General features: G+C 72.6%; 22 protein-coding genes and 1 pseudogene. 10 read left to right on the top strand and 13 right to left on the bottom strand.

All coding sequences use genetic code 11. The features are described 5' to 3' along the window. Positions 1–227: 227 nt before the first annotated feature. The gene (locus HS045_RS20965) at positions 228–638 is read right to left on the bottom strand and encodes an organic hydroperoxide resistance protein (protein ID WP_196453156.1); all 411 of its coding nucleotides are present in this window, start codon (positions 636–638) and stop codon (positions 228–230) included. An 80-nt stretch (positions 639–718) separates the two neighbouring features. On the opposite strand from HS045_RS20965, the gene HS045_RS20960 reads away from it, so the two are divergent. Next, entirely contained in the window at positions 719–1,165 is a 447-nt protein-coding gene (locus tag HS045_RS20960; RefSeq protein WP_196453155.1) for a MarR family transcriptional regulator, read from the top strand. A 56-nt stretch (positions 1,166–1,221) separates the two neighbouring features. On the opposite strand, the gene HS045_RS20955 is transcribed toward HS045_RS20960, so the two are convergent. Together HS045_RS20955 and HS045_RS20950 are read right to left on the bottom strand one after the other, a co-directional pair. Next, positions 1,222–2,883, bottom strand: coding sequence for an ATP-binding protein (locus HS045_RS20955; protein WP_196453154.1), 1,662 nt, complete (start codon positions 2,881–2,883; stop codon positions 1,222–1,224). A gap of 66 nt (positions 2,884–2,949) precedes the next feature. Then, entirely contained in the window at positions 2,950–5,220 is a 2,271-nt protein-coding gene (locus tag HS045_RS20950) for an ATP-binding protein (protein ID WP_196453153.1), read from the bottom strand. Positions 5,221–5,388: 168 nt separating this feature from the next. Here HS045_RS20950 and HS045_RS20945 point away from each other — a divergent pair, with 168 nt between their 5' ends. The 3 genes and pseudogenes from HS045_RS20945 (at position 5,389) to HS045_RS34790 (ending at position 7,307) form a co-directional block, all read left to right on the top strand. Next, on the top strand, positions 5,389–5,763 hold the full coding sequence (locus HS045_RS20945) for a response regulator transcription factor (protein WP_196453152.1): 375 nt from the start codon (positions 5,389–5,391) through the stop codon (positions 5,761–5,763). A 272-nt stretch (positions 5,764–6,035) separates the two neighbouring features. Continuing rightward, positions 6,036–6,611: pseudogene (locus HS045_RS34795) on the top strand (GAF domain-containing protein); the annotation flags it as partial. Positions 6,612–6,614: 3 nt separating this feature from the next. Continuing rightward, positions 6,615–7,307: a HAMP domain-containing sensor histidine kinase gene (locus HS045_RS34790; protein WP_307827683.1), complete on the top strand. Its 693-nt coding sequence runs from the start codon at positions 6,615–6,617 to the stop codon at positions 7,305–7,307. A gap of 102 nt (positions 7,308–7,409) precedes the next feature. Here the strand turns inward: HS045_RS34790 and HS045_RS20935 are convergent, their stop codons facing one another. From HS045_RS20935 to HS045_RS20920, 4 genes are all read right to left on the bottom strand, one after another. Then, on the bottom strand, positions 7,410–7,877 hold the full coding sequence (locus tag HS045_RS20935; protein ID WP_196453150.1) for a response regulator: 468 nt from the start codon (positions 7,875–7,877) through the stop codon (positions 7,410–7,412). Beyond that, positions 7,874–10,147, bottom strand: coding sequence for an ATP-binding protein (locus HS045_RS20930; RefSeq protein WP_196453149.1), 2,274 nt, complete (start codon positions 10,145–10,147; stop codon positions 7,874–7,876). The genes HS045_RS20935 and HS045_RS20930 overlap by 4 nt, the downstream gene beginning before the upstream one ends. Positions 10,148–10,284: 137 nt before the next feature. After that, a complete protein-coding gene (locus HS045_RS20925) occupies positions 10,285–11,448 on the bottom strand; it encodes a cation:proton antiporter (RefSeq protein WP_196453148.1) in 1,164 nt (387 codons plus the stop codon). Positions 11,449–11,455: 7 nt separating this feature from the next. Further along, positions 11,456–11,938 (bottom strand): cation:proton antiporter regulatory subunit, encoded by a 483-nt coding sequence (locus HS045_RS20920; RefSeq protein WP_196453749.1) that lies wholly within the window; start codon positions 11,936–11,938, stop codon positions 11,456–11,458. A gap of 159 nt (positions 11,939–12,097) precedes the next feature. Between HS045_RS20920 and HS045_RS20915 the strand changes: the two genes are divergently transcribed. Next, on the top strand, positions 12,098–13,258 hold the full coding sequence (locus HS045_RS20915; RefSeq protein WP_196453147.1) for a trans-acting enoyl reductase family protein: 1,161 nt from the start codon (positions 12,098–12,100) through the stop codon (positions 13,256–13,258). 46 nt (positions 13,259–13,304) lie between these two features. Here the strand turns inward: HS045_RS20915 and pflA are convergent, their stop codons facing one another. The 3 genes from pflA to HS045_RS20900 all read right to left on the bottom strand — a co-directional run bounded on the left by pflA (position 13,305) and on the right by HS045_RS20900 (position 17,416). Continuing rightward, a complete protein-coding gene (gene pflA / locus HS045_RS20910; RefSeq protein WP_196453146.1) occupies positions 13,305–14,087 on the bottom strand; it encodes a pyruvate formate-lyase-activating protein in 783 nt (260 codons plus the stop codon). Continuing rightward, complete coding sequence (pflB, locus tag HS045_RS20905; RefSeq protein WP_196453145.1) at positions 14,053–16,314, bottom strand: formate C-acetyltransferase; 2,262 nt, start codon at positions 16,312–16,314, stop codon at positions 14,053–14,055. The genes pflA and pflB overlap by 35 nt, the downstream gene beginning before the upstream one ends. Before the next feature lie 139 nt (positions 16,315–16,453). Then, positions 16,454–17,416, bottom strand: coding sequence for a nitroreductase family protein (locus HS045_RS20900; protein ID WP_196453144.1), 963 nt, complete (start codon positions 17,414–17,416; stop codon positions 16,454–16,456). A 370-nt stretch (positions 17,417–17,786) separates the two neighbouring features. On the opposite strand from HS045_RS20900, the gene HS045_RS20895 reads away from it, so the two are divergent. From HS045_RS20895 to HS045_RS20875, 5 genes are all read left to right on the top strand, one after another. Then, positions 17,787–19,226, top strand: a complete 1,440-nt coding sequence (locus HS045_RS20895) for an amino acid permease (protein WP_196453143.1) — start codon at positions 17,787–17,789, stop codon at positions 19,224–19,226. Then, positions 19,223–20,473: an arginine deiminase gene (locus HS045_RS20890; RefSeq protein ID WP_196453142.1), complete on the top strand. Its 1,251-nt coding sequence runs from the start codon at positions 19,223–19,225 to the stop codon at positions 20,471–20,473. The genes HS045_RS20895 and HS045_RS20890 overlap by 4 nt, the downstream gene beginning before the upstream one ends. Before the next feature lie 47 nt (positions 20,474–20,520). Then, complete coding sequence (argF, locus tag HS045_RS20885) at positions 20,521–21,525, top strand: ornithine carbamoyltransferase (protein WP_196453141.1); 1,005 nt, start codon at positions 20,521–20,523, stop codon at positions 21,523–21,525. Between the two features lie 3 nt (positions 21,526–21,528). Beyond that, positions 21,529–22,464 (top strand): carbamate kinase, encoded by a 936-nt coding sequence (arcC, locus tag HS045_RS20880; protein ID WP_196453140.1) that lies wholly within the window; start codon positions 21,529–21,531, stop codon positions 22,462–22,464. A gap of 121 nt (positions 22,465–22,585) precedes the next feature. After that, the gene (locus tag HS045_RS20875; RefSeq protein WP_196453139.1) at positions 22,586–24,286 is read left to right on the top strand and encodes a GAF domain-containing protein; all 1,701 of its coding nucleotides are present in this window, start codon (positions 22,586–22,588) and stop codon (positions 24,284–24,286) included. An 87-nt stretch (positions 24,287–24,373) separates the two neighbouring features. Here HS045_RS20875 and HS045_RS20870 read toward each other — a convergent pair whose 3' ends face one another. The 3 genes from HS045_RS20870 to HS045_RS20860 all read right to left on the bottom strand — a co-directional run bounded on the left by HS045_RS20870 (position 24,374) and on the right by HS045_RS20860 (position 26,318). Continuing rightward, complete coding sequence (locus HS045_RS20870) at positions 24,374–24,805, bottom strand: pyridoxamine 5'-phosphate oxidase family protein (RefSeq protein ID WP_196453138.1); 432 nt, start codon at positions 24,803–24,805, stop codon at positions 24,374–24,376. Between the two features lie 30 nt (positions 24,806–24,835). Next, entirely contained in the window at positions 24,836–25,504 is a 669-nt protein-coding gene (locus HS045_RS20865; RefSeq protein WP_230884514.1) for a response regulator transcription factor, read from the bottom strand. Between the two features lie 139 nt (positions 25,505–25,643). Then, positions 25,644–26,318, bottom strand: coding sequence for a pyridoxamine 5'-phosphate oxidase family protein (locus tag HS045_RS20860; RefSeq protein ID WP_196453137.1), 675 nt, complete (start codon positions 26,316–26,318; stop codon positions 25,644–25,646). Positions 26,319–26,384 lie beyond the last annotated feature (66 nt).

Below are 26,384 nucleotides of genomic sequence, written 5' to 3'. Positions count from 1 at the left end.
TCCTCCGCCCGCGGGGGGCAGGGCGGGCTGTCTCTGTCCTACCAGTTCGGCGGACCCGGTGGGGGGAGACGGGGACCGGGAATGACCCGGCGGAGCCGCTCGGAGCGGTCCGCTCCGCCGTACCGCAGGGTCCGCGCCCGCCTCCGGCGAGGGAGCCGGGAGGGGGCCGGGGCCGCGGCGGGCCGTGGTCGGGCAGGCGCCGACGGCCCGCTCCGCGAGGGCGCCGGTTACTCGACCACCAGGTCCACGGGGATGTTGCCCCGGGTGGCGTTGGAGTAGGGGCAGACCTGGTGGGCGGCCTCGACCAGGGCCGTGCCGGCCTCCCCCTGGAGCTCGTCGGGGAGCTCCACCCGCAGCGTGACGACCAGGCCGAAGGCCTCGCCCTCGGCCCGCAGGCCGACCTCGGCGGTCACCGAGGCGTCGGCGACGTCGAGCTTGCGCCGGCGGGCGACCAGGCTGAGCGCGCTGGCGAAGCAGGCGGCGTAACCGGCCGCGAACAGCTGCTCGGGGTTGGTGCCCTCGCCCGAGCCGCCGAGCTCCTTCGGCGGGGCCAGCCGGACGTCCAGCCGGTTGTCCGAGGAGACCGCCCGTCCCTCGCGGCCGGCGGCGGTGGCGATGGCGGTGTAGATCGTGCTCATGGGGACCTCCGTTTGATGGCGCACAATTAGGTTGTACGTAACTAGATTGTGCACAATTTAGTTGTCGGAAGTCAACCGGTATGCTGGGCAGGGTGAAGTTGCTCCTGGAGAACCAGCTCTGTTTCGAGGTGCACGCCACGGCGCGGGCGCTGGACGGCGTCTACCGCGCCCTGCTGCGCGACCTCGGCCTCACCTACCCGCAGTACCTGGCGATGATGGTGCTCTGGGAGCGTGAGCCGGTCACGGTCAAGGAGCTCGGCACGGCCCTGCGGCTCGACTCGGGCACGCTCTCGCCGCTGCTGAAGAGGATGGAGGCGGCCGGGCTGGTCCGCCGGGAGCGCAGCGCCGCCGACGAGCGCTCGGTGCTCGTCCGGCTCACGCCCGCCGGAGCCGGGCTCCGGTCGCGCGCCGAGGAGGTCCCGGAAAAGATCTACGCGGCGACCGGCCTCGGCCTGGAGGAGCTCGTGGCGCTCAAGGCCACCCTGCGCCGGATGACCGCCTCCCTCGACGAGGCCGTCCTCGCCTGACCCCGCCCCGCCGGGTGCCGGGGGACGGGCGGCCGCACGGGGTCCGCGGCGTCCTCCTAGCGGTGGTCGATCGGGCGGTCGGCGGTGGGCGGGGTGAAGGCGGTGGGCGGAGGAGAGGCGGAGGACGCGGGGACGCCGTCGGCGGGCCGGCCGCCGCTGCCCCGCTCCGGGGAGGACGGGTGGACGGGCAGGGTGACGGTGACGGTGGTGCCCTGGCCGGGTGCGGAACGGGCGCCGATCGTGCCGCCGTGGGCCTCGACGATGGCCTTGCTGATGGCCAGGCCCAGGCCGGTGCCCTGCACCTGGTTGTCGTAGGCGGTGGAGGAGCGGAAGAAGCGGGTGAACAGCTTGTCCTGCTCCTCCGCCGGGATGCCGACGCCGGTGTCGGCGACGGCGACGGTGACGGCGTCTCCGCCGTGCTGGGCGCTGACGGTGACCGCACCCCCCCGCGGGGTGAATTTGACGGCGTTGCTGAGCAGGTTGAGCAGCACGCGCTCCAACTGGGCGCCGTCGCCGTACAGGCGGGGGAGGGCCGGCCGTACGGCGAGGGCCAGGCCGACCTCGGCGGCGGTGAAGGCGGGCTGCACGGCGACGCAGCAGCTCTCGATCAGGCCGGTCACGTCGAGTTCGCCGCGGTTGAGGGCGAGGGCGTCGTTGTCGATGCGGGCGAAGGTGAGCAGATCCTCGATCAGGCTCAGCAGCCGCTTGCCCTCGCTGTCGATGATGCCGATCACGCGCTGCTCGGCCGGCCCGAGCCGGCCGATGTAGCCGTCGGCCAGCAGTTCGGTGTAACCGCGGATGCTGGTCAGCGGAGTGCGCAGCTCGTGGGAGACGGTCGCCAGGAACTGGTTCTTGAGCCGGTCGAGCTCCTGCAGTTCGGCGTTGGAACGGGCCAGGTCCTCGGCCTGGCGCTGCAGCGCGGCCCGCGCCGAGCGCACCTCGGCCTCGATGGTCTTCTGGCGGGTGATGTCGGTGTACATGGCGCCGACGGCGTGGACGCCGCCGTCGGGATCGGGCACCGGGTAGCGGGTGGACAGGTAGACGCGCTCCCCGTCGGACGTGGTGATCGTCTCTTCGGCCTCCAGGGTGGTGTGCAGTCGCAGGCAGCGCGTGTCGCGCCGGCTCAGGTCGGCCGCCAGCGGGCCGAGCGGCAGCTCGCGCGCCGTCCGGCCGATCACCTCCTCCCGGGTGAGGTCGAACAGGCGCTCGAATTCATGATTGATCGTCAAGAACCGGCCGTGTGGGTCGGTGAGGTAGAACATCAGCGGGGCGGCGTTGACCATCGCGTGCAGGACCGCGGAGCTCTCCTGCGCGGCCCGCTCGGCCCGGCGGCGCTCCGTCTGCAGCCGGTGCTGGTCCAGGGCGTGGTGCACGGCCGGGCCCAGCCGGGTCAGCCGGTCCTTGAGCAGGTAGTCGACCGCGCCGTGGCGCAGGCACTCCACGCATGCCTCCTCCGTCATCATGCCGCTGACCACGATGACGGGGACGTCGCAGGAGGCCTCGCGCAGCAGCCGCAGGGCGTCCAGCGCGGTGAACTGGGGCATGGAGTAGTCGGCGATGACGATGTCGGGCCGGTCCTGGAGTTCCCTCAGGAAGTCCTCCGGGCCGTCCACCCGCCGCCAGTCGGGAGCGAAGTCGGCCAGCCGCAGCTCCAGCGCCAGCAGTTCGGCGTCGTCGGGGTTGTCTTCCAGGAACAAGACGTTCAGCGCAGTGGACATGGCCGGTCCTGGGGGTAGCGGCCGGCGGGGGCGGCGGGACGGTCGCGGACCGGCGGCGCACTGGGGTCAGGCGGCGGTGTCATGGGCGGGCTCCTCGGTCGTGGACGGGTCGTCGCCGTCGGGGTGCAGACGGAAGAAGAAGGCGGCGCCCGCGTCGGGGGCGGCCTCGGCCCAGATCCGCCCGCCGTGGCGGTGGACCACCCGGGCGGCCAGGGCCAGGCCGATGCCGGTGCCCTCGTAGTCCTCGGCGCGGTGCAGGCGCTGGAAGACCTGGAAGAGCTTGTCGGCGTAGCGCATGTCGAAGCCGGTGCCGTTGTCGCGGACGGCGTACACGACGTGCCCGGAGGCGTCGCGGTGGCTGCCCACCTCGATCTCGGCGCGCTCGCGGCCGCGGGTGTACTTGACGGCGTTGCCGAGCAGATTCATGATCACATGCCGCATCAGGCCGGGGTCGGCGTGCGCGGTGGGAAGGTCGGAGACGGTCAGCGTGATGTCCCGGCCGGCCCGCTCGGCGGCCAGATCCCGCCAGGCCTCGGCGACCACGTCCCCCATCGCGACCGGGCGGAAGGACATGGCCTGGCGCTGCAGCCGGGAGAAGGCCAGCAGTCCGTCGATGAGCTGCCCCATCCGCTGGGCGCCGTCCCTGATCTTGTCCAGGTAGCGGCGGCCGCTGCCGTCCAGCCGGTCGGCGTGGTCCAGCATCAGCATCTTGGCGAAACCGTCCACCGAGCGCAGCGGGGCCCGCAGGTCGTGGGAGACGCTGTAGGAGAACGCCTCCAGCTCGGCGTTGGCCTGCCGCAGCGCCTCGCTCTGGGCCTGCAGCTGGGCGGTGCGCTCGGCGACGCGCTGCTCCAGTTCCGCGTTGAGCCGGCGCAGGTCGGTGTTGAGGTCCTCGATCGCCTGCGCCGCCCGCCGGCGCTCGGTGATGTCGTGGAAGACCGCCACCGCCCCCCGCCGGCCCCGGGGCAGGTCCAGTGGCCGGGCCGAGACCGAGACGACGATCCCCTCCGGGTGGGCGGGGTTGCGGATGACCATCGACCTCTCCTCGCTGGCATGGCCCGCCAGGGCGCGCGCCAGCGGTAGCTGCTCGGCGGGGAACGGGTCGCCGTCGAGGGTGCGGATCCCGTAGTGGGCCGGCCAGGTCTCGGCGCCGTCGCGGTCCTCGGAGACACCGAGGATGGACGTGGCGGCGGGGTTGTTCAGCAGGAAGCAGCCGTCGGCGTCGACGACGCCGACCCCGTCGCTGATGTTGTCCATGATCGTCGTCAGGAGCGCGGCCTGGTGGCGGGCCTCGGCCTCGGTCCGGCGGAGCTCGGCGGTGGCGGCCGCCACCTGCGCGCGGGCCCGGGCACGGGAACCGGCCAGCACCGACACCAGTACCGCCAGCAGCAGCGTCAGCAGCAACCCGGCCCCGGTGATCACGGTGGACAGGTGGGCGCCGCCGTTGAGCGTGGCCCTGTCGGTGCCGACCGTCAGCCACCACCGCCGGTCGGCCACCGGCACGCTCACCCGGCGGTACAGCATGTCGTCGTGGTCCTCGCCGAGCCGTACGACCTCGGTGCCGTCGGCGTCGAGGGTCAGCCGCAGCCTGCCCTGGCGGGCCCAGCTGACGGTGGAGGACAGGAAATCGGTGCCGTGCACCCCGATCACGGCCCATCCGAGCATCCGGTCCTGCTGCCCGGCGACGGTGCCGGTGACGGGAGCGGCGACGACGAAGGACGACTGCTGGAGGGCCTTGGGCAGCGCGCGGTCGCTCAGCAGCACGTACGGGGCCGAGACCGCCGGGGAGCCCGTGGCGCGGGCCCGCCGCAGCGCCTCGGCCGGTTCGGCCGCCAGCGCCGCGTTGACGCCCAGGGGCGGCGGGGAGGAGTCGCCCAGCGTCCGCCGCAGCGTCACGAACAGCTGCTCCTGCCGTCCCGCCGCGGGAATGAGCTCCAGTCCGGTCGCGCCGCGGGCCCGCCACAGGCGCTGGGCCTCGGCCACCCGGGCGGAGGCGACCGGGGCGACGAACATGACCGACGTCGCACCCCGCAGGCGCATGTACCCCAGGGGACGGGTCACCGCCTCGAAGCGCGCCTGAGTCGGCTCGGGGCCGGTCGCCAGCGCGTCGGCGGTCATCCGCAGCGCGTCCACGTACCGCTGCAACTCGGCTGCGGCCACCGCCTGCGTGCTCGTCGCACGCCGGTCGATCGCCGCCTCCGCCGAACGCCGCTGGGCCGTCCCCGTCATCGTGCCCAGCACCAGCGACGCGGCCACCCCCGCGCACAGCACCGCCAGGGCCGGTCCGGGGACCGACTCCCGCAGGACCGCCCGCATCCGGCGGGGAAACGTCGTCATGCCTGAGTCATCGGCCCGGCCCGGCGGTACCTGAAGGGAAGGGCCCGCACACGGTGTTCGGCGGTTCCGGTCGATGACCAAAGCCCTTGAAGTTTCCCTTTCTGGTAAATACCGGCCGATCTCGGTCGATGAACGGGGCATCCCTACTGGCCACTGGAGAGAACACCGATGGCAACGATCCTGCTCGTCGAGGACGACACCAATATCAAGGACCTGGTCACCTTCCGCCTGGAAATGGAGGGTCACGAGGTCACCGCGGTGGACGACGGACGCGACGCCCTGGCCGTCGCCCAGGCGGACCCCCCGGACCTGGCCGTGCTCGACGTCATGCTGCCCGGCTACTCGGGGCTGGAGATCTGCCGCAAGCTGCGGGCCGACGCCTCCACCGCCGAGATCGCCATCATCATGCTGACCGCCCGGGGCCAGGAAAGCGACGTGGAGGCCGGGTTCGACGCCGGAGCCGACGACTACGTCACCAAGCCGTTCAGCCCTCGCGAGCTCGCCCGGCGGGTCGAGGCGCTCCTCGCACGCGGCCAGCACTGACCCGGCACGCCCGCGGGAGCCGCCGCGCACGGACCGCCGGCGTCCCGCGGGCGCCGGTGCACGCGATCAGCACCCCGGCGGCCGGCCGCCCCGGCCCCGGCCGGTCCGTGCGCCGCAGCGCGGACGGGACGGCCGCCCTCCTCCCGCAGCCGCGGGGCGGGTCCTCCTCCGGGCGCTCCGAAGGAAGGTGGAAGACTTGACCGGAAAGGGGGTCCTCCGCCTGACCAGGGGGAAGGGGAGAAGAGGTGAGCGATAAGCCCTTGCTTCCCAGCATGCGCGTGGACGATCTGCTGTCGGAGCTGCAGGGCCGGTTGGACGCGCTGCTGTCGGCCCGCGACCGGGTGCACGCACTGCTGGAGGCGGTGGTCTCGGTCGGCAGCGACCTGGACCTGGAGACCGTGCTGCGACGCATCATCGAGGCGGCCACCCGGCTGGTCGACGCCCGGTACGGCGCACTCGGCGTGATCGGCGAGGGCGGCACCCTCAAACGGTTCATCACGGTGGGCATGAGCCAGGAGCAGATCGAGCAGGTCCACCACTGGCCGCACGGGCTGGGCCTGCTCGGGTTGCTGATCAGGGAGCCGCAGACGCTGCGGCTGGCCGACATCGCCGATCATCCGGCCTCCTACGGCTTCCCCGAGGGCCACCCGCCGATGCACGGGTTCCTGGGCGTGCCCATCCGGGTGCGCGACGAGGTGTTCGGCAACCTCTACCTGACCGAGAAGTCCGGCGGGAGGGACTTCGAGGAGGAGGACGAGGCCGTGGTCACCGCGCTGGCCACCGCCGCGGGCGTGGCGGTCGAGAACGCCCGGCTGTACGAGGAGACCCGGCGGCGCGAGGCCGAACTGCACGTGTTCGCCGGGGTCGTCGCCCACGACCTCAAACGCCCGCTCAGCGTGATGCGCGGGTTCACCGAGCTGGTGTACGAGAACCTGGTCGAGCGGCCCGGTCACGACGAGGACGCCGGCTACCTGAAGCGGGTGCTGACCGCGACCGGTCACATGGGCCGGCTGATCGATGACCTGCTCACCTACGCCACCGCCCGGGACGCCGCGTTGGATCCGGTCGACATCGACCTGAACACGCTGGTCGGCGAGCTCGTCGACGACCACGTCACCATGGTCCGCGCCGAGTCGGCCGGTCCCGGCCCGCAGGTGTACGTCGGAGCACTGCCGGCCGTCCGCGCCGATCCGGCCCTGATCCGGCAGCTCTTCAACAACCTGATCGGCAACGCGATCAAGTACACCACGATCGATCGCGTCGCGCGCATCGACATCACGGCCGAACCGGCCGACGAGGGCTGGGTGCGCATCACGGTCGCCGACCGCGGCATCGGCATCCCGCAGGGGGAGCACGAAGCGATCTTCACCGGGTTCCACCGCGCCACCACCGCCTACAGCGGCACCGGGCTGGGCCTGGCGATCTGCCAGCGGGTCGTCGAGCGCCACGGCGGCACCATCACCGCCGCCGACAACCCCGGCGGGGGCGCCCGGTTCATCCTCACCCTGCCCGTCGCCGCGCACGGGGGGACGGCTCGGAACTGAATCCGTGCGGCCCGCCGGGGCCCGCCCGCCGGGGCCCGTCCGGCGGCGGGCCGTTCCGCCTCCGGCGGAGGCGGCTCCCGGGCGGTCGCGGCCCCCGGGCCGTCACGGCACGTCGGCGGGATGGATGTGGTCGTCGGGGTGGTTGAGCAGCAGCCAGTACACGCCGATGTTCTGGATGGCGTTGAAGAACTGCTCCATGTCGACGGGCTTGACGATGTAGCTGTTGGCGCCCAGGGCGTAGCAGGCCGCCAGGTCGCGGTCCTCGGCCGAGGAGGTGAGCATGACCACCGGGATGTGCCGCAGCCGCTGATCGTTCTTGATCCGGCTCAGCACCTCGATGCCGTCGATGAGGGGCAGCTTGATGTCCAGCAGGATCACCCGCGGCAGGTCGTCGGGGTCGCGGTGGGCGAACGCGCCGCGGGCGGACAGGTAGTCCAGCGCCTCGGCGCCGTCGCGGGCGACGTCGACCTGGTTGGCGAAGCGGCCGCGTTCGAACGCCAGCTGGGCCAGTTCCAGGTCGTTGGGGTTGTCCTCCACCAGCAGCACGCGGGACGGGGACAGTCTCATCATCGGATCTCCTGATCGACGGTCGCCGGGGCTCCGGCGGCGGGAACGGTGAAGAAGAAGGCGGCGCCCGCGTCGGGGGCGGCCTCGGCCCAGATCCGCCCGCCGTGGCGGTGGACCACCCGGGCGGCCAGGGCCAGGCCGATGCCGGTGCCCTCGTAGTCCTCGGCGCGGTGCAGGCGCTGGAAGACCTGGAAGAGCTTGTCGGCGTAGCGCATGTCGAAGCCGGTGCCGTTGTCGCGGACGGCGTACACGACGTGCCCGGAGGCGTCGCGGTGGCTGCCCACCTCGATCTCGGCGCGCTCGCGGCCGCGGGTGTACTTGACGGCGTTGCCGAGCAGGTTGCCCAGCACGTGGCGGAGCAGCCGCCGGTCGCCGTCGGCGGTCGGCAGCGTCCCGACGCGCAGGCGGACGTCGCGGTCGGCGCGGGCGGGAGCGAGTTCCTCCCACACCTCGTCGACCAGTGTGTCGAGGCGCACCGGCCCGCGGGCCATGGACTGGCGCTGCAGCCGGGAGAACGACAGCAGTCCGTCGATGAGCTGCCCCATCTGCTGCGCGCCCGCCCGGACCTTGTCCAGGTAGCGCCGCCCCGGCTCATCGAGCGCATCGGCGTAGTCCGCGGCCAGCACCTTGGCGAAACCGTCCACCGCGCGCAGCGGCGCCCGCAGGTCGTGGGAGACGCTGTAGGAGAACGCCTCCAGCTCGGCGTTGGCCTGCCGCAGCGCCTCGCTCTGGGCCTGCAGCTGGGCGGTGCGCTCGGCGACGTGCCGCTCCAGATCGCCGTTGAGGCGGTTGAGCCGCTCGTTGAGCAGCTGCAGCTGCTCCTGGGCCGTGACGCGGTCGGTGATGTCGCGGAAGACCGCCACCGCGCCCGGCCACCCGGCCCGCGCCTGCAGCGGGCGCGCCGACACGTTCAGGAGCACCCCGCCGGGGTGGGCGGCGTTGCGGACGAGCATTTCGACGTCGTCGCAGCTCTGGCCGGCGATCGCCCGCACCAGCGGCAGCTCCTCGGTGGGCAGGGGGGTCGCGCCGTCGGGGCGGAACAGTCCGTAGTGGGACTGCCAGTTGTCCGCGCCGTCGACGTCGTCGTCGACACCGAGGATGGCCCTGGCGGCGGGGTTGTGCAGCAGGAACGCGCCCTTGTCGTTGACCACCCCCACGCCGTCGCTGATGCTGTCCATCACCGCTCCCAGCAGGCCCGCCTGCCGCCGGGCCTCGGACTCGGCCTCGCGGAGCTCCGCGGTGGCGGCCCGCACCCGGTCCTCGGCCCGCTGCCGGCCCGAGGCCAGCACCAGCACCAGCGTGGCGAGCAGCAGGGTGAGCAGGGCGCCGGCGCCGGCGATGCCGGTGTCGAGGTGCGTCTCCCCGCCCGGCAGCGCCTCGGACGCGGCGCCGGTGCGCAGCACCCACTGCCGTCCCGCCACGGTGAGGTCCGTCCGGCGCTGCAGGTCCATGCCCGCCGTCCGCGGTCCGCCGGCGGCCAGCGGCTGCCACCCTCCGCCGACGTGCGCCAGCAGCGTGCTGTGCAGCGTGTCCTGCGCCGCGGTCTGCATGGTGGCGCCGATGAAGTCCTGGCTGCGCATGCCCAGCAGCAGCCACCCGCGGAACGGTCCCCGCGCCGCGCCGGCCGCCGGCGCGTAGACCGGTGCGGCCAGGGCGAACGACAGCTGCTGCCGTTCTGCGGGCAGCTGACGGTCGCTCAGCAGCCGGTAGGGAGCCGAGGAGACGACCGTGCCCTCGGTGCGGGCCCGTCGCATCGCCTCCGCGGCCGGCGCCGACGCCGACACGTCGAGGCCGGGCTGCGGCAGCCCTGTGGCGCTCAGCGGACGCTGGAGCACCGAGAACAGGTGCTCACCGGTGCCGGCCGGGCGCAACCGTACCTGCGCGGCCCCGCGCGCCCGCCAGTCCGCCTGCACGCGGGCGATCTGCGTGTCGGACGCGGCGACCACGAACGCGATCCCGCTGGCGCCCGGCAGGCCCATCCGGCTCAGCGGCGCCGTCACCGTCGCGAAGGCGTCCGGGGTCAGCTCGTGCTGAGCCTGCAGGGCGGCGGCCATCGCCTGCATCGACTCGGTATAGCGGCGGCTCTCGGCGAGCACCGCCTGCCGCATCGACTCGGTGCGCCGGTCCATCGCCTGGGCGGCGGCTCTGTCCTCCGCCCGGTGCAGCACCACGCCGGTGCCCAGCGACGCCACCAGGCCCACCACGGCCACCAGAGCGGCGACGATGCCGGCGCCCGGCCCGCGCGGGGTCCGGCGGTCACAGGTCATCCGCATGCCGCCATACTGCTCGGCGAACCCGACCGGATCCCGTGCAGCGCGGGTGCCGTCCGGTTGCACCGCCCGCGGTGCTCCGGCCCCCGGTCAGGAGACCGGGGAGCGGAGCGCCTGACCGGGGGCCGGAAGGCGGGCGATCAGGCGGGGCGGCCGGCGATGCGGGTGATGAACGGCTGGACCAGGCGCGCGGCCAGCGGGCCGAACGCCGCCAGGATGAGGACGTAGGCGGCGGCCAGCGGCCCCAGGTCCGGATGGGCGCCGGCGGCCACGGCCAGTCCCGCGATCACGATGTTGAACTCGCCGCGCGGGATGAGCGCGATGCCGGCGCGGATCCGGCCCGCCCGCGCGATGCCCGCGCGCCGGGCCGCGTAGACGCCGGTGAGCAGCTTGGTCGCCATGCTCACCAGGGCGAGCGCCGCGGCGAGCCCGGCGACGGGCAGGATCTTCGCCGGGTCGGTCTGCAGGCCGAAGAAGACGAAGAACACCGCGGCGAACAGGTCGCGCAGCGGGGCCAGCAGCGCCTGGGCGTCCTCGGCCAGCTCCCCCGACAGGGCGATGCCGACCAGGAACGCGCCCACCGCGGCCGACACCTGCAGGTGCTGGGCGATCCCGGCGACCAGCAGCGCGAGCCCGACGACCTTCAGCAGCAGCACCTCGGAGTTCGGGCTGGAGACGAACGCCTCGATGAACCGCCCGTAGCGGAGCGCGACCAGCAGCACCACGCTGACCGTGGCCAGCGCGATCGCCACGGTGACCGCCCCGCCCGCCAGGGACAGGCCCGCCAGCATCGCGGTCAGGACCGGCAGGTAGACCGCCATGGTCAGGTCCTCGAAGACCAGCAGCGAGAGCACCACCGGGGTCTCGCGGTTGCCGATCCAGCCCAGGTCGGACAGCACCTTGGCGGTGATGCCGGAGGAGGTGGCGTAGGTGACGCCGGCCATCGCCACGGCGGCGACCGGGCCCCAGCCGAGCAGCAGCGCGCAGACCGCGCCGGGCGCGGCGTTGAGCACCAGGTCGACGATGCCGGCGCGGGCGTTGCCCTTGAGGCTGGTCACGAGCTCGTCGGCGTTGTACTCCAGCCCGAGGGTGAGCAGCAGCAGGATGACGCCGAGCTCGGCGCCGGTGGCGATGAACTCCTCGCTGGTGGCCAGGGGTACGATGCCGCCGGTGCCGAAGGCCAGGCCGGCGATCAGGTAGAGGGGGATGGGGGAGATGCCGACGCGCAGCGCCAGCGCTCCGAGGATGCCGAGTCCGAGCAGGACCGCGCCGAACTCCAGGAACAGGATCGCAGTGTGGTGCACTCGCGGCCTAACCGTTGGTGAAGATGTCGGCGACGGCGTCGGTGCTGTCCGGGCTGCCCACCACGACGACGATGTCGTCGCCGGTGAGGGCGAAGTCCGGGGCCGGGCTGGCGAAGACCTGCCCGGCGCGGACCACGGCCACGATGGACGCGCCGGTGCGGGAGCGCACCCGCGCGTCGCCCATGGTCCGCCCGGCGTACGGCGAGCCGGGGGCGATCGGCAGCTGCAGGCTGACCAGGCCCTCGACCTCGCGGTGCAGGGCGTTGAGGCGCTGCACGATGCGCGGGGCGCCCAGCAGCTCGACCAGCGCGTCGGCCTCCTCGTCGTTCAGCTTGACGACCTCGCACGCGCGGTCGGGGTCCTCCTTGTCGTAGATCACCAGGTCGCGGCGGCCGGTCCGGTGGGAGACGATCCCGATCCGGCGTCCGGAGCGTGTGGTGAACTCGTGCCGCAATCCGATCCCCGGCAACGCCGTCTGCTCGACTTCCACCGCGCCGATCCTCCGCTTGTCCATGTATCGCCTGTGTTTCCCCGAACCTACCAACCAGGACGGCCGGCCGCCGAACGGTCCCGCCGCGGTGATCACGCCGACCGGACTCCTCGCGGTACGGGGGTTGCGGAAGGGACCGGGCCGGGAGACGCTTCCCCCATGCCTGAGGACCGTCCGTACGACATCGTGCTGTTCGGCGCCACCGGGTTCACCGGCGCGCTCACCGCGCAGTACCTCGCCCGCACCGCCGGCCCGGAGCGGCGCTGGGCGCTGGCCGGCCGCAACCGGGCGCGGCTGGAGGCGGTCAGGGAGCGGATCGGCCTGCCGGAGCTGCCCCTGCTGCACGCCGACGCGGCCGACCCGGCCTCGCTGGCGGAGATCGCCCGGCGGACCCGGGTGGTCGCCACCACGGTGGGCCCGTACGTCCTGCACGGTGAGCCGCTCGTCGCCGCCTGCGCGGCGGCGGGCACCCACTACGCCGACATCACCGGCGAGCCGGAGTTCGTCGACCTGGTCTTCGCCCGGCACCACGCGACCGCCCGGGAGACCGGGGCCAGGCTCGTGCACGCCTGCGGGTTCGACTCGGCCCCGCACGACCTGGGCGTCTACTTCACCGTGCAGCGGCTCCCGGAGGGCGTGCCGATCACCGTCGACGGATACGTGCGCGCGGGAGGGAGGGCGTCGGGCGGCACCGTGCACTCGGCCGTCACGGCGCTCTCCCGCGCCCGGCAGGGCGCGCGGGCCGCACTCGCCCGGCGCAGGCTGGAGGAGCGCCCGGCCGGCCGCCGGGTGCGGGGCCTGCCCGGCGCGCCGCACCGCGTCGGCGGCTGGGCGCTGCCGCTGCCCACGATCGACCCGCGGATCGTCGCCCGCTCCGCCCGCGCGCTGGAGCGCTACGGCCCGGACTTCGCCTACCGCCACCACCTGGCGGTCCGGCGGCTGCCCGAGGCGCTGGGACTGGCGGCGGGGGCCGGGGCGCTGGCGCTCCTGGCGCAGATCCCGCCGGTGCGCTCCCGGCTGCTGGAGCGCTTCCCGGCCGGTGGCGGGCCCACTCCCGAGCAGCGGGCGAAGAGCTGGTTCACCGTCACCTTCGACGGGCGCGGCGGCGGCGAGCGGGTGGTCACCGAGGTCTCCGGCGGCGATCCCGGCTACGACGAGACCGCGAAGATGCTGGGCGAGTCGGCGCTCTGCCTGGCCTTCGACGACCTGCCGGAGACCGCGGGCCAGACCACCACCGCCGCGGCGATGGGCGAGGCGCTGATCGGGCGCCTCCAGCGGGCGGGGATCACCTTCAGGGTGCTGCGCGGCCCGCACGGGTGAGGCGGCGGCTCCCCGAGCCGCCGCCTCACCCGTGCGGGCGGGTCCTTCAGAGGCTGCGCACCCCGTGCGCGCCGAACTGCGCGTGCACGCGCTCCAGGAGGGCGGCGTCCGGCGGCTCGACGCCCGGCAGCGGGTAGGGCAGGCCGCGCCCGGCGTACTTCGCCTCGGCCATCCGGTGGTACGGCAGGACGTCGACGTGCTCGACGTTGGGCAGGGTGGCGACGAAGCGGGCCAGGCCGTCGACGTTGTCCTCGGCGTCGGTCAGGCCGGGGACCAGGACGAACCGGACCCAGGTGGGCTTGTCCAGCTCGGCCAGGCGGCGCGCGAAGCGCAGCGTCGGGGCGACCTCGTTCCCGGTCGTCTTGCGGTAGGTCTCCGGGTCCCAGGACTTGATGTCCAGCAGGACGAGGTCGACGTCGGCCAGGAGCGCGTCGCTCGCGCGGGCGCCCAGGAAACCGGAGGTGTCCAGGGCCGTGTGCAGGCCGCTCTCGTGGCACCGGCGCAGGAACTCGCCGGTGAAGAGCGGCTGCTGCAGCGGCTCGCCGCCGCTGATGGTGACGCCGCCGCCGGTGATCTTGATGAACCGCCGGTAGCGCTCGGCCCGGGCCACCAGTTCGTCGACCGTGGTGGGCTGCCCGTCCCGCATCCGCCACGTGTCGGGGTTGTGGCAGTACAGGCAGCGCAGCGGGCAGCCGGAGGTGAACACCACGAAGCGGGTGCCCGGCCCGTCCACGCCTGTGGAGATGTCCCAGGAGTGGACGGAGCCGGTGGTGACCGGAGCCGCGGACGCGGCGTCAGACCGAGCCGTGGAAGGTGCGGTTGAGGACATCGAGCTGCTGCTCTCTGGTCAGGCGGACGAAGTTGACGGCGTAGCCGGAGACGCGGATGGTGAGCTGCGGGTACTTCTCCGGGTGCTCCATCGCGTCGAGCAGGATCTCGCGGTTGAGGACGTTGACGTTCATGTGGAAGCCGCCGCCGTCGAAGTAGCCGTCGAGCACCCCGGCGAGGTTGGCGATCCGCTCCTCGGCGGTACGGCCCAGCCCGGACGGCGTCACCGTGTTGGTCAGCGAGATGCCGTCCCTGGCCTGGTCGTAGGGGAGCTTGGCGACCGAGAGCGCGGAGGCGACCATGCCGTGCCGGTCGCGGCCGTTCATCGGGTTGGCGCCGGGGGCGAACGGCTCGCCCTTGCGGCGGCCGTCGGGGGTGTTGCCGGTGTGCTTGCCGTACACCACGTTGGAGGTGATGGTCAGCACCGACTGGGTGTGCTCGGCGCCGCGGTAGGACGGGTAGGTGCGGATCTTGTCCATGAAGCTCCGCACCAGCCCGGCGGCGATGCCGTCGACCCGGTCGTCGTCGTTGCCGAAGGCGGGGTAGTCGCCCTCGACGACGTAGTCGACCGCCAGGCCGGTCTCGTCGCGCACCACCCGCACGCCGCCGTACTTGATGGCCGACAGGCTGTCGGCGGCCACCGACAGGCCGGCGATGCCGCAGGCGAGGGTGCGCTTGACCGGGTAGTCGTGCAGCGCCATCTCGACGCGCTCGTAGGCGTACTTGTCGTGCATGTAGTGGATGACGTTGAGCGCGTCGACGTAGGTCTCGGCCAGCCAGTCCATCATCTTGTCCAGCGCGCCGGCGACCTCGTCGTAGGAGAGCCGGTCGCCGGTCAGCGGCGGGAGCGCGGGGCCGATCTGCTCACCGGTGATCTCGTCGCGACCGCCGTTGATCGCGTACAGCAGGGTCTTGGCCAGGTTCACCCGGGCGCCGAAGAACTGCATCTGCCGGCCGACCGGCATCGCGGAGACGCAGCAGGCGATGGCGGTGTCGTCGCCGTACTCCGGCCGGAGCAGCTCGTCGTTCTCGTACTGGATCGAGCTGGTCTCGATGGAGGTCCGCGCGCAGAAGCGCTTGAAGCCCTCCGGCAGGTCGGGCGACCAGAGCACGGTGAGGTTGGGCTCGGGTGCGGGCCCGAGGTTGTGCAGCGTCTGCAGGAACCGGAAGCTCGTCTTGGTGACCAGGGTGCGGCCGTCGCGGCTCATGCCGCCGATCGACTCGGTGACCCAGGTGGGGTCGCCGGAGAAGAGCTGGTCGTACTCGGGGGTGCGCAGGAAGCGGACGATCCGCAGCTTGATCACGAAGTCGTCGACGAGCTCCTGGGCCCGGACCTCGTCGATCGTGCCCTCCTCCAGGTCGCGCTGGAGGTAGACGTCCAGGAAGGTGGAGGTGCGGCCCAGCGACATGGCGGCGCCGTTCTGCTCCTTGACCGCGGCGAGGTAGCCGAAGTACAGCCACTGGATCGCCTCGTGCGCGGTCGCGGCGGGGCCGGAGACGTCGAAGCCGTAGGAGGCGGCCATCTCCTTGAGCTCGCCCAGCGCGCGGATCTGCTCGGCCAGCTCCTCCCGGTCGCGGATGACGTCCGCGGTGGAGGGCACCTCGTCCAGGGTGCGCAGCTCGGCCTTCTTGGCCGCGATCAGCTGATCTACACCGTAAAGGGCAACCCGCCGGTAGTCGCCGATGATCCGGCCGCGGCCGTAGGCGTCGGGCAGGCCGGTGAGGATGTGCGAGCGGCGGGCCGCGCGCACCCGCGGGGTGTAGGCGTCGAACACGCCGGCGTTGTGGGTCTTGCGGTACTTGGTGAAGATCTCCTTCACCTGGGGGTCGAGCGTGTACCCGTAGGCCGCCAGGCCGTTCTCGACCATCCGCAGCCCGCCGTTCGGCATGATCGCCCGCTTCAGGGGGGCGTCGGTCTGCAGGCCGACGACCAGCTCGTTCTCCCGGTCGACATAGCCGGGGGCGTGCGAAGTGATCGTGGACGGCGTCGAGACGTCGGCGTCGTAGATGCCGCGCTCCCGCTCGGCGGGGAACATCGCGGTCAGCTTCTCCCAGACGGCCAGCGTGCGCTCCGTCGGGCCGGCCAGGAAGCCCTCGTCCCCGGTGTAGGGGGTGTAGTTGGCGCGCACGAAGTCCCGCACGTCGATGGCGGAGCACCAGATGCCCGGCTGGAAGCCGCGCCAGGCGCCCTGCTCTGCCGTTCGTCCGGTCTCGGTCGTCGTGCTCATGGTGGAACCTCCTGCTTGGCTACGTCTACAGTCTATGTTCGCCCCCCGGTGAAGGTGCAGGCCGGAGACGGACGTCACCGGAGGGCGGGACCTTCGTCACGAACGGACCGGCGCGGCCCGCGCCCGTCCGCCCCGCCGCTCACGCGGCGCTGAGGACCTCGGGCACCGGCCGCCGGGGGGCACGCGGCACGGCGGGCCCGTAGCCGATCCGGACGATCATCTGGGGGTGGCCGCGCCGGTGCTGCGGGTCGGTGTGGTGGCGCATGTCGCGCAGGTCCAGCGGCTGGTTGAGGAACGAGGCCGACACGCCGTGCAGGGTGGCGACCAGCAGCATGCGCTGCAGCGCCTGGCCGGCCCGGAGCCAGTCCTGCGGGCCGTCTCCGGAGGTGGTCACGACCACCAGCTGCGGACGCGCCTCGAAGCGGGCGGTCTCGGCACCCGTCCGGGCGAAGCTGCGGACGGGGACCGAGACGCCGTCGGGGCGCGGACCCTGGACGTAGGCGGGGAGCCCGTCGCAGCGCGGCCCGCCGTTCGTCCACCGGGCGAGCTCCGTGCGGTACTCGGCGTCGCTGGCGAGCCGCTCCTCGGCCATGGCGACCTCGTCCAGCAGCGCGGCGCCCGCCGGGCCGCCCACCGGGACCAGGTCGGCCCCCTCCAGCCGGACCGCCGCGGCCAGTTCCGCCAGGACCGCCGGGGGGACGGGGAGGTCGGAATAGGGCTGGCGGTTGGTGCGGCGGTCCTGGATGGCGGCGTACAGTTCGTGTTCGGCCGCCGAGGCGAGCGGGGCCCGCACCGGCCGCACCGCGGCGAGCAGGGAGGACGCGTCGTCGCCGATCGCCGGCAGCGGCCAGGAGACCGGCCGCCAGCCGGCGACGCGCAGGGCCAGGCGCAGGTTGAACAGGGCCGCGCCGCAGCTGATGTGGAGCGACCGGCCGCGGGGGTCGGCCACCGGCAGCCAGCGGTCCAGGTCGGCGTGGAGCTCGATGTGCTCGCGACGGTGGACGCCGAAGCGCCAGGGCTGGGTGTTGAGCACGGAGGGGGCGGCGCTCGCCGCGGTGACGAGCCGCCGCAGGCCGGCATGGGTGGCGAGTGGACTGAGCATGGCGGAACCTCCTTGGTCCCTCCTGAGGCTGCCCACCGTACGGCTCTGCGGGCAGGGCCGAAGGTCCCCGTGGGAGGGGACCTCGGGACCGGGAAACCGCCGCGCCGCGCCGCCGGGGGTCAAGACGGGCGCCAAAAGGCATGGAAAAGGCACAGAAAGGACGGAGGTCCTGAGGGTCAGGGCCGTTCGGCTGGGTGAACGGCCCGCCACAAACGGTCAAATAAGGACGACCCCTCCCGCAGGAGGCCCGGACCCCGTCCGGTCGCCTCTCTCGGTGCGCAAGCAGACCCGGGCCGCTCCGGCGGCCCATGCCGTGGGGAGACCGCTGCCGACCGGCATGCGGCCAGGTCACCACCTAGGGAAAGCACAGATGAAAGAGGAAGCAGGCGGGCGCCCGCAGGGCCCACTCGCCACAGAACAGCCGGCCCGGGAGGGCACGCCGTCCGCGCCCGCAGAAGGCGGCGCCCGCCTGGGGCTGTCCCAGGCGACGGCGCTGGTCGTCGGGAACATCGTCGGCACCGGGATCTTCCTGCTCCCGGCCTCGCTGGCGGCGTTCGGGACCGTGAGCATCCTGGCGTTCGGGATCGTCACCCTCGGCGCGCTCGCGCTCGCCGTCGTCTTCGGACGGCTCGGCCGGCGCATCCCGGCCTCCGGCGGGCCGTACGCCTACGCCCGTGAGGGCTTCGGGGAGTTCCCCGGGTTCCTCAACGCCTGGTCCTTCTGGATCACCGCCTGGGCGGGCAACGCCGGTATCGCTTTCGCCTGGGTCGGCTACGTCGTCTACTTCGCCGACGCCGCGTTCGGACTGGACTGGAGCAGCGTCCCCGCCCAGGTGGTCATCGGACTGACGGGCCTGTGGATCCCGGCGCTCATCAACCTCGCCGGCGTCACCAAGATGGGCCTCTTCCAGCTGGTCACCACCATCTTGAAGTTCGCCCCGCTGATCTTCGTCGCGATCGTCGGCCTGTTCTTCATCCAGGCGGACAACTTCGGTCCCTTCAACGCCACGGACGGCTCGTGGATCGGGGCGATCTCGGTGTCGGCCGCGCTGGTGCTGTTCGCCTACTCCGGAGTGGAGAGCGTCAGCATCGTCGCGGAGAAGGTCAAGGACCCCGAGCGCAACATCGGCCGCGCCAGCATCTACGGCACCCTGGCCTGCGCGGTGCTCTACATGCTCGGCACCGTCGCGGTCTTCGGCACCGTCCCCCACGAGAAGCTGGTGGAATCCACGGCGCCCTTCGCCGACGCGATCAACGCGATGTTCGGCGGCAGCGCCTGGGGCGTGGTGATGGCCGCCTTCGCGATCATCTCCGGCATCGGCGCGCTGAACGGATGGACCCTGCTGGTCGCCGAGATGCCGATGGCCGCCGCCCGTGACGGCCTGTTCCCGAAGATGTTCACCCGGATGCGGAACGGCAACGTGCCGTGGGTCGGCATCATCGTCGGCACGGCGCTGACCTCGATCACGTTCGTCCTGGCCTTCGCCGCGGAGAACGCCTTCAACACCATCCTGCTGCTGGCCGCCTTCACCACGGTCGTGCCCTACCTGTTCTCCGCCGCCGCCCAGTTGTTCTGGCTGGCCACCGGGGAGCGGCAGGCGGCGGCGCGCAAGGGCCTGGCCTGGAACATGACCATGGCGATCGTGGCCCTGCTGTTCAGCTTCTGGATGATCTTCGGTGCCGGCAACGACGCCGTCTTCCAGGGCACCCTCATGCTGCTGGCGGGCATCCCCGTCTACATCTGGGTCAAGGCCTCGCGCGGCGAGTACGGCCCCAGGGAGACCACGAGAATGACAGGAGAACTGCGATGACCTTCCACGTCGACTCCGAGGTGGGCCGCCTGCGACAGGTGGTTCTGCACAAGCCCGAGCTCTCGCTGAAGCGGCTGACCCCCTCCAACAAGGACGAGTTCCTCTTCGACGACGTGCTGTGGGTGCAGCGCGCGGTGGAGGAGCACCTGGAGTGGCAGCAGGTCCTGCGGGACCGCGGCATCACCGTCCACCTCCTGACCGACCTGCTCCGCGACACGGTCTCGATCCTCGAAGGCCGCAAGCACATCCTCGACGGCATCATCGACGAGCGCGTGTTCGGGCCGCTGGCCACCGACGCCATCCGCAACACGCTCGACGCGATGGACTCCGCCACGCTGGCGCGCTTCCTCACCGGCGGCATCACCAAGCGGGAGATCATGGAGTACGGCTGCGCGCCGGGCAACTCGGTGGCGTTCCGCACGCTGGACACCGACGGCTTCGTCCTGCCGCCGCTGCCCAACCACCTGTTCACCCGCGACACCTCGTGCTGGATCTACGACGGCGTCTCGATCAACGCGATGCGCAAGAAGGCCCGCCGGCGCGAGACCGTCAACTACGAGGCGCTCTACCGCTACCACCCGATGTTCGCCGGCGGCTACGACCGGCCCGGTGTGGAGAACGGCTACCACGTGTGGATGCCCGGCATGGCCGCGGCCCCGGCCACCGTCGAGGGCGGCGACGTGCTGGTCATCGGCCGCGGCGCGGTCCTGGTGGGGATGAGCGAGCGCACCCAGCCCCAGGCCGTGGAGATGCTCGCGCACCGGCTGTTCGCCGAGGGCTCGGCCAACCGGATCGTGGCGCTGAACATGCCGAAGGCGCGCGCGTTCATGCACCTGGACACGGTTATGACGCAGGTCGACGAGGGGACGTTCACCAAGTACGCCGGACTCGGCATGCTGCCGTCCTACACGATCGAACCGGGGGACAACGAGAAGGAACTCAAGATCACCGATCACGCTCCGGAGGACATGCACCGGACGATCGCACGGGCGCTGGACCTGGACGACATCCGGGTGCTGACCGCCACCCAGGACGTGCACGCCGCCGAGCGCGAGCAGTGGGACGACGGCTGCAACGTGCTGGCCATCGAGCCGGGCGTGGTCGTGGCCTACGAGCGCAACACCACCACCAACAACTACCTGCGCGCCAACGGCATCGAGGTCATCACCATCCGCGGCAGCGAACTGGGCCGGGGACGCGGCGGACCGCGCTGCATGAGCTGCCCGATCGAGCGCGACGGCATCTGACCGTCCGCCGCTCACCGAATCCGCAACACGACCACAGGGGAAGAACAATGGCGTTCAACCTGCGTCACCGCAGTTTCCTGAAGGAACTCGACTTCACTCCGCAGGAGATCCGCTACCTGATCGATCTGGCGGCCGACCTCAAGGCCGCCAAGTACGCCGGCACCGAGCAGCCTCGGCTGACGGGCAAGAACATCGCGCTGATCTTCGAGAAGACCTCCACCCGCACCCGCTGCGCGTTCGAGGTCGCCGCCCACGACCAGGGCGCGCACGTCACCTACCTCGACCCGAGCGGCTCGCAGATGGGCCACAAGGAGTCGGTCAAGGACACCGCACGGGTGCTCGGCCGGATGTACGACGGCATCGAGTTCCGCGGCCGCAGGCAGGCGCACGTGGAGGAGCTGGCCGCCTACTCCGGGGTCCCGGTCTGGAACGGCCTCACCGACGAGTGGCACCCCACGCAGATGCTCGCCGACGTGCTCACCATGCGCGAGCACAGCGACAAGCCGCTGGGGGAGATCTCCTACGCCTACCTCGGCGACGCCCGCAACAACGTCGGCAGCTCGCTGCTGGTCACCGGCGCGATGCTCGGCATGGACGTGCGGATCGTCGCGCCCGAGGCGCTGTGGCCGGACGAGGAGACGGTGGTGCGCCCGGCGCGCGAGCTCGCCGAGCAGACCGGCGCCCGGCTCACCCTCACCGCCGACGTCGCCGGGGGCGTGCGGGGCGTCGACTTCCTCTACACCGACGTGTGGGTCTCGATGGGAGAGCCGAAGGAGGTGTGGGACGAGCGCATCGGGCTGCTGCTGCCGTACCAGGTCAACGCCGAGCTGGTGAAGGCGACCGGCAACCCGGCGGTGAAGTTCCTGCACTGCCTGCCGGCCTTCCACAACCGGGAGACCCAGGTCGGCGAGGACCTGTACGCCAAGACCGGCCTGGAGGCGCTGGAGGTGACCGAGGAGGTCTTCGAGTCGCCGCGGTCCATCGTCTTCGACCAGGCCGAGAACCGGCTGCACACGATCAAGGCCGTCATGGTCGCCACCCTGGGGAGCTGAGCGATGCGCGTTCTCGTCGCCCTGGGGGGCAACGCACTGATGAGGCGCGGGGAGAGCCCCGACGCCGACGTCCAGATCGCCAACGTGGCCGTCGCCGTCAAGACGCTGGCCGAGGTCGCGGCCCGCCACGAACTGATCATCACGCACGGCAACGGCCCGCAGGTGGGCATGCTGGCGCTGCAGAGCGCCGGCGACTCCAACCTGAGCCGGCCGTACCCGTTCGACACGCTGGGCGCCCAGACCCAGGGCATGATCGGCTACTGGATGCTCCAGGCGCTGCAGAACGCGCTGCCGGGCCGCCAGGTCATGTCGATGGTCAACCAGACGCTGGTCTCCGCGGTGGACCCGGCCTTCGACGACCCGACCAAGTTCGTCGGCCAGGTCTACGACCGGGCCGAGGCCGAGCGGCTGGCCGCGGAGAACGGCTGGACGGTCAAGCCCGACGGCCCCCACTGGCGCAGGGTCGTGCCCTCGCCGCGCCCGCAGCGGGTGGTGGAGACCCGGCTGATCCGCGGGCTGGTCCGCGACGGCGTCGTGGTGGTCTGCGCGGGCGGCGGCGGCATCCCGGTCATCCGCAACGACAAGGGCCGCCTGCAGGGCATCGAGGCGGTCATCGACAAGGACCTGACCGGCTCCATGCTCGCCGAGGCGCTGGAGTGCGACGCCTTCCTGATCCTCACCGACGTGCCCCGGGTCATGCGGGGCTTCGGCACCCCGCAGCAGGAGGAGATCGGCCACACCACCCCGCACGAGCTGCGCGCCGAGGACTTCCCGGCCGGCTCGATGGGGCCGAAGGTCGAGGCGGCCTGCCGGTTCGTCGAGACGACCGGCGACATGGCGGCCATCGGCCGGCTGGACGACGCCGTGCGGATCCTGGAGGGGACCGCGGGCACCGTCATCACGCCCAACGCGACCTGGCCGCTGACCAGCACGCTGTGAGACCCGGCGGACCAGGAGGGGGTCCGTGACAGAGCATCCGCCCCGTCGGGGCGGGTGCTCTTTTTTGACCCTCCGGCGCCGGATGGGAAGCTTGGGGGGTGAGCCGGGGCGTGGTGGAGGGATGGGCGTGGGCGAGAGACCTCTGATTCCGCAGATGCGGCTGGACGATCTGCTGTCGGAGCTGCAGGACCGGCTGGACACGGTGCTCGCCACCCGCGACCGGGTGCACGCGCTGCTGGAGGCGGTGGTCTCGGTCGGCAGCGACCTGGACCTGGAGACCGTGCTGCGGCGGATCACCGAGGCCGCGGCCAAGCTGGTCGACGCCCGGTACGCGGCGCTCGGCGTGATCGGCGAGGGCGGCACCCTCGAGCGCTTCATCCCGGTGGGGGTCACCGAGGAGGAGATCGCGCAGATCGAGCACTGGCCGCACGGCAAGGGGCTGCTCGGCCTGCTGATCAAGGATCCGCAGACGCTGCGGATCGCCGACCTGGCCGAGCACCCCGAGTCCTACGGTTTCCCCGCGGGCCATCCGCCGATGCGCAGCTTCCTGGGCGTGCCCATCCGGGTGCGCGACGAGGTGTTCGGCAACCTCTACCTGACCGAGAAGGCCGGGGGCGGGGCGTTCGAGGAGGAGGACGAGGCGGTCGTCAACGCGCTGGCCGCCGCCGCGGGCGTGGCGATCGAGAACGCCCGGCTGTACGAGGAGACCCGGCGCAGGGAGGACTGGCTGCGGGTCTCGTCGGAGGTGACCACCAGCCTGCTGTCCGGCGACGACCCGGGGGAGGTGCTCACCATCATGGCCCGGCGCGCCCGGGAGCTGACCGGGGCCGATACGGCGATGGTGAGCTTCCCGCACGAGGACATGGTGCGGATCGAGATCGTCGAAGGGCTCGGCGAGGAGCTGCTGCGCGCGCGGGACATGCGGACGGACCGGTCGCTGGCCGGGGCGGCGCTGCGCAGCGGCCGGCCGCAGAGCACGCCGGACCTGCAGGAGTTCGCCGGGTATCCGCCGCATCTGGAGGGGGTGCCGCTGGGCCCGGCCATCGCGGTGCCGCTGGGCGGGGTGGACGCGTCCCGCGGCGTGCTCGTCCTGGCCAAGCGGAGCGGGGCGCTGCCGTTCAACGAGGCGGACCTGCGGATGGCCGAGTCCCTGGGCGGGCAGGCGGCGGTCGCGCTGGAGCTGGCCGACGCGCGCCGCGACGCCGAGCGGCTGGGCCTGCTGGAGGACCGCGACCGCATCGCCAAGGACCTGCACGACGTCGTCATCCAGCGGCTGTTCGCGGTGGCCATGACGCTGATGAGCACGGTCCGCATGGTCGAGAACCCCGCCGCGTCGGCGCGGCTGCAGCACGCCGTGGACGAGCTGGACCAGACCATCAAGGAGATCCGCTCCACCATCTTCGCGCTGCAGTCGCCGCCGCAGCACGGTCCGGCCCGCACGCTGCGCGGCCGGGTGACGGAGCTGGTGGAGGCCGCCCGCGAGCAGCTCGGCTTCATGCCCGGCATCCGGATGGAGGGGCCGCTGGACAACACGGTGCCCGAGGAGGTGGGGGAGCAGCTGCGGGCGGTGCTGCGTGAGGCGCTGTCGAACGTCGCCCGCCACGCCCGGGCGAGCAGGGCGCAGGTGCTGGTGGAGGTGCGCGACGGCACGCTGCTGCTGGAGGTGGGCGACAACGGCGTCGGCATCCCCGAGGGCGGGCGGCGCAGCGGACTGCGCAACCTGGCCGAGCGCGCCGAGCGCCTGGGCGGCTCCTTCACCGCCGAGCGCGCCGAAGGAGGGGGCAGCCGCCTGCGCTGGCAGGCCCCCCTGGACCGGGGGTGATCCCGGCCGGTCCGCCGCCCGGTCCCCTCCGGGCGGGGCGGTCCGCCCGCAGAGGACCGCGCCTCCGGCGGGGGGCGGGATGCGGCGTCAGGGGTGCGTGTCGACCCGGCGGCCGGAGACCTGCTCGATCGGCAGGACGATGTAGTGGTCCTGGGCCTCCGGGGAACCGGGGCTCCGGGAGGTCCACGGGGCCAGCGGGAGGTGTGCCAGCCGGCTGACCTCGTGGGCCTCCCGGACGGCCCGCGCCTGCCCGACGACGGTCACCGACCATCCGGTGCGGCCGTCCGGGTCGAACGCGTCGGCCTCCAGCGCCACGATGGTGTCGCGCACCGCGGAGGCCAGCTTGGAGCCGGAGCCGGTGCGGATCACCAGGTCGTCTCCGTCCAGCACGTAGTTGACCGGCTGGATCGCAGGCAGCGCCCGGTCGGTGAAGACGATGCGCCCCAGGGGAGTGGAGGCGAGCAACTGGATGCACTCGGCACGGGTGAGCACCCGCAGCCCGGCGGAGTCGACTTTCATGCCTCCAGCATCACCGCCGACCTGCCGGGATCACCAGGGACGAAGGTCTCCCCGCTCGCCGCGTTCGGCCTTGAGCCGGGTGACCAAAGCCGCGGCCTGGGTGCGGCGCTGCATGTCGAGCTTGCCGAGCAGGTTGGAGACGTAGTTCTTGACGGTCTTCTCCGCCAGGAACATCCGCTCGCCGATCTGCCGGTTGGTCAGCCCCTCGCCGATCAGGTCGAGGATCTGCCGCTCCTGCGCCGACAGGGCCGACAGCGGGTCCTTGCGGCTCTCCTGGTCGCGCAGGCGCGCCAGCATCGACGCGGTCGTCTGCGGGTCGAGCAGCGACTGGCCCGAGGCCACGGTGCGCACGGCGCCGACCAGGTCGGAGCCGTGGATCTGCTTGAGGACGTATCCCGAGGCGCCCGCCATCACCGAATCGAACAACGCGTCGTCGTCGGCGAACGAGGTCAGCATCAGGCAGGCGAGTCCGGGCAGGCGGGAGCGGACCTCGCGGCACACGTCGACGCCGCTCCCGTCGGGCAGGCGCACGTCCAGCACCGCCACGTCCGGCTGGAGCGCGGTGATGCGGGTGACGGCCGACTCGGCGGTCCCGGCCTCGCCGACCACCTGGATGTCGTCCTCGGAGTCGAGGAGGGCCGCGACGCCGCGCCGTACCACCTCGTGGTCGTCCACGAGGACCACGCGAATCACATCCATGTCGTCAGCTCTCCTCACCTCGACCGCCGGCAACCGAGCCTTCCGGTCACCCCTGTCCTGCGGGAGACCATCAAAACACGGATCGGGGCGTCATCGGCACGCGGGTGCCCGCACGATCGCCGGATCCCGCGCCGGACGGTCACGAGCGGTGCCGGATCCGGCGGCCGGAGACCTCACTGGGAACGATCTTGATGTAGAGGTCGCGCGTGCCGCCCGCCCAGGACTGCACGCCCGCCGCCGCCACGGCCGCCTGCTCGTCGGGGGAGGAGACCAGGTGCGCGCCGCCCCGGATGAGCACGCTCCAGCCCTCCCGGTTGGGGTCGTCGATCCGGTCGACCTCGAAGGCGACCTTGAACTCGACCCCGGGGACGCCGGTGCGCAGGTGCCGGCTGAACGGGCCCTCGGCCGCGGTGCGGAAGACCACCGCGTTGTCGTGCAGCACGTAGTTGACCGGCAGGATCGTCGGCCCGCCGCCGTCGTCGAAGGCGACCCGGCCCACACCGCCGGGGAAGATCAGGTGCAGGCACTCGTTGGGGTCGAGCTCGTCCAGCGACGGCTCGGCGCCGGCCGGGCCGCGTCCGGGCGGCAGGTCGACCGTGCCCCCCAGCAGTTCCTCCGGGCCGGTCTGCAGGGCGGCGGCCAGCCGCTGCACGGTCTCACTGGCGGGGGAGGCGGCGGCCTCCTCCAGATAGGCGAGGTAACCGGGGTCGATCCCGGCCCGCTCGGCCAGCCGTTCCCTGCTGAGGCCGAGGGCCTCACGCCTGGCCGCGACCCGGCGGCCGAGATCGCCGGGGGCCGTGATGCGTTCGGTCATGGATTCTCCCGATGAAGAGGGCAGCGGCGGTCCCGGATGCCGGAGCGCCCGGGGACCGGCGTGCTC

The organism is Planomonospora sp. ID82291, from assembly GCF_015711645.1.
Lineage (GTDB): Bacteria > Actinomycetota > Actinomycetes > Streptosporangiales > Streptosporangiaceae > Planomonospora.
The sequence above is the reverse complement of the archived record's forward strand: the minus strand, read 5'-3'. Positions and strand labels throughout refer to the sequence as shown.

What these genes read in the sequence shown, in the direction of transcription:
- HS045_RS20965 (WP_196453156.1), bottom strand. Translation starts at nt 638, where the DNA reads ATGAGCACGATCTACACCGCCATCGCCACCGCCGCCGGCCGCGAGGGA.
- HS045_RS20960 (WP_196453155.1), top strand. Translation starts at nt 719, where the DNA reads ATGCTGGGCAGGGTGAAGTTGCTCCTGGAGAACCAGCTCTGTTTCGAG.
- HS045_RS20955 (WP_196453154.1), bottom strand. Translation starts at nt 2,883, where the DNA reads ATGTCCACTGCGCTGAACGTCTTGTTCCTGGAAGACAACCCCGACGAC.
- HS045_RS20950 (WP_196453153.1), bottom strand. Translation starts at nt 5,220, where the DNA reads ATGACGACGTTTCCCCGCCGGATGCGGGCGGTCCTGCGGGAGTCGGTC.
- HS045_RS20945 (WP_196453152.1), top strand. Translation starts at nt 5,389, where the DNA reads ATGGCAACGATCCTGCTCGTCGAGGACGACACCAATATCAAGGACCTG.
- HS045_RS20935 (WP_196453150.1), bottom strand. Translation starts at nt 7,877, where the DNA reads ATGATGAGACTGTCCCCGTCCCGCGTGCTGCTGGTGGAGGACAACCCC.
- HS045_RS20930 (WP_196453149.1), bottom strand. Translation starts at nt 10,147, where the DNA reads ATGCGGATGACCTGTGACCGCCGGACCCCGCGCGGGCCGGGCGCCGGC.
- HS045_RS20915 (WP_196453147.1), top strand. Translation starts at nt 12,098, where the DNA reads ATGCCTGAGGACCGTCCGTACGACATCGTGCTGTTCGGCGCCACCGGG.
- pflA (WP_196453146.1), bottom strand. Translation starts at nt 14,087, where the DNA reads ATGTCCTCAACCGCACCTTCCACGGCTCGGTCTGACGCCGCGTCCGCG.
- pflB (WP_196453145.1), bottom strand. Translation starts at nt 16,314, where the DNA reads ATGAGCACGACGACCGAGACCGGACGAACGGCAGAGCAGGGCGCCTGG.
- HS045_RS20900 (WP_196453144.1), bottom strand. Translation starts at nt 17,416, where the DNA reads ATGCTCAGTCCACTCGCCACCCATGCCGGCCTGCGGCGGCTCGTCACC.
- HS045_RS20895 (WP_196453143.1), top strand. Translation starts at nt 17,787, where the DNA reads ATGAAAGAGGAAGCAGGCGGGCGCCCGCAGGGCCCACTCGCCACAGAA.
- HS045_RS20890 (WP_196453142.1), top strand. Translation starts at nt 19,223, where the DNA reads ATGACCTTCCACGTCGACTCCGAGGTGGGCCGCCTGCGACAGGTGGTT.
- argF (WP_196453141.1), top strand. Translation starts at nt 20,521, where the DNA reads ATGGCGTTCAACCTGCGTCACCGCAGTTTCCTGAAGGAACTCGACTTC.
- arcC (WP_196453140.1), top strand. Translation starts at nt 21,529, where the DNA reads ATGCGCGTTCTCGTCGCCCTGGGGGGCAACGCACTGATGAGGCGCGGG.
- HS045_RS20875 (WP_196453139.1), top strand. Translation starts at nt 22,586, where the DNA reads ATGGGCGTGGGCGAGAGACCTCTGATTCCGCAGATGCGGCTGGACGAT.
- HS045_RS20870 (WP_196453138.1), bottom strand. Translation starts at nt 24,805, where the DNA reads ATGAAAGTCGACTCCGCCGGGCTGCGGGTGCTCACCCGTGCCGAGTGC.
- HS045_RS20865 (WP_230884514.1), bottom strand. Translation starts at nt 25,504, where the DNA reads ATGGATGTGATTCGCGTGGTCCTCGTGGACGACCACGAGGTGGTACGG.
- HS045_RS20860 (WP_196453137.1), bottom strand. Translation starts at nt 26,318, where the DNA reads ATGACCGAACGCATCACGGCCCCCGGCGATCTCGGCCGCCGGGTCGCG.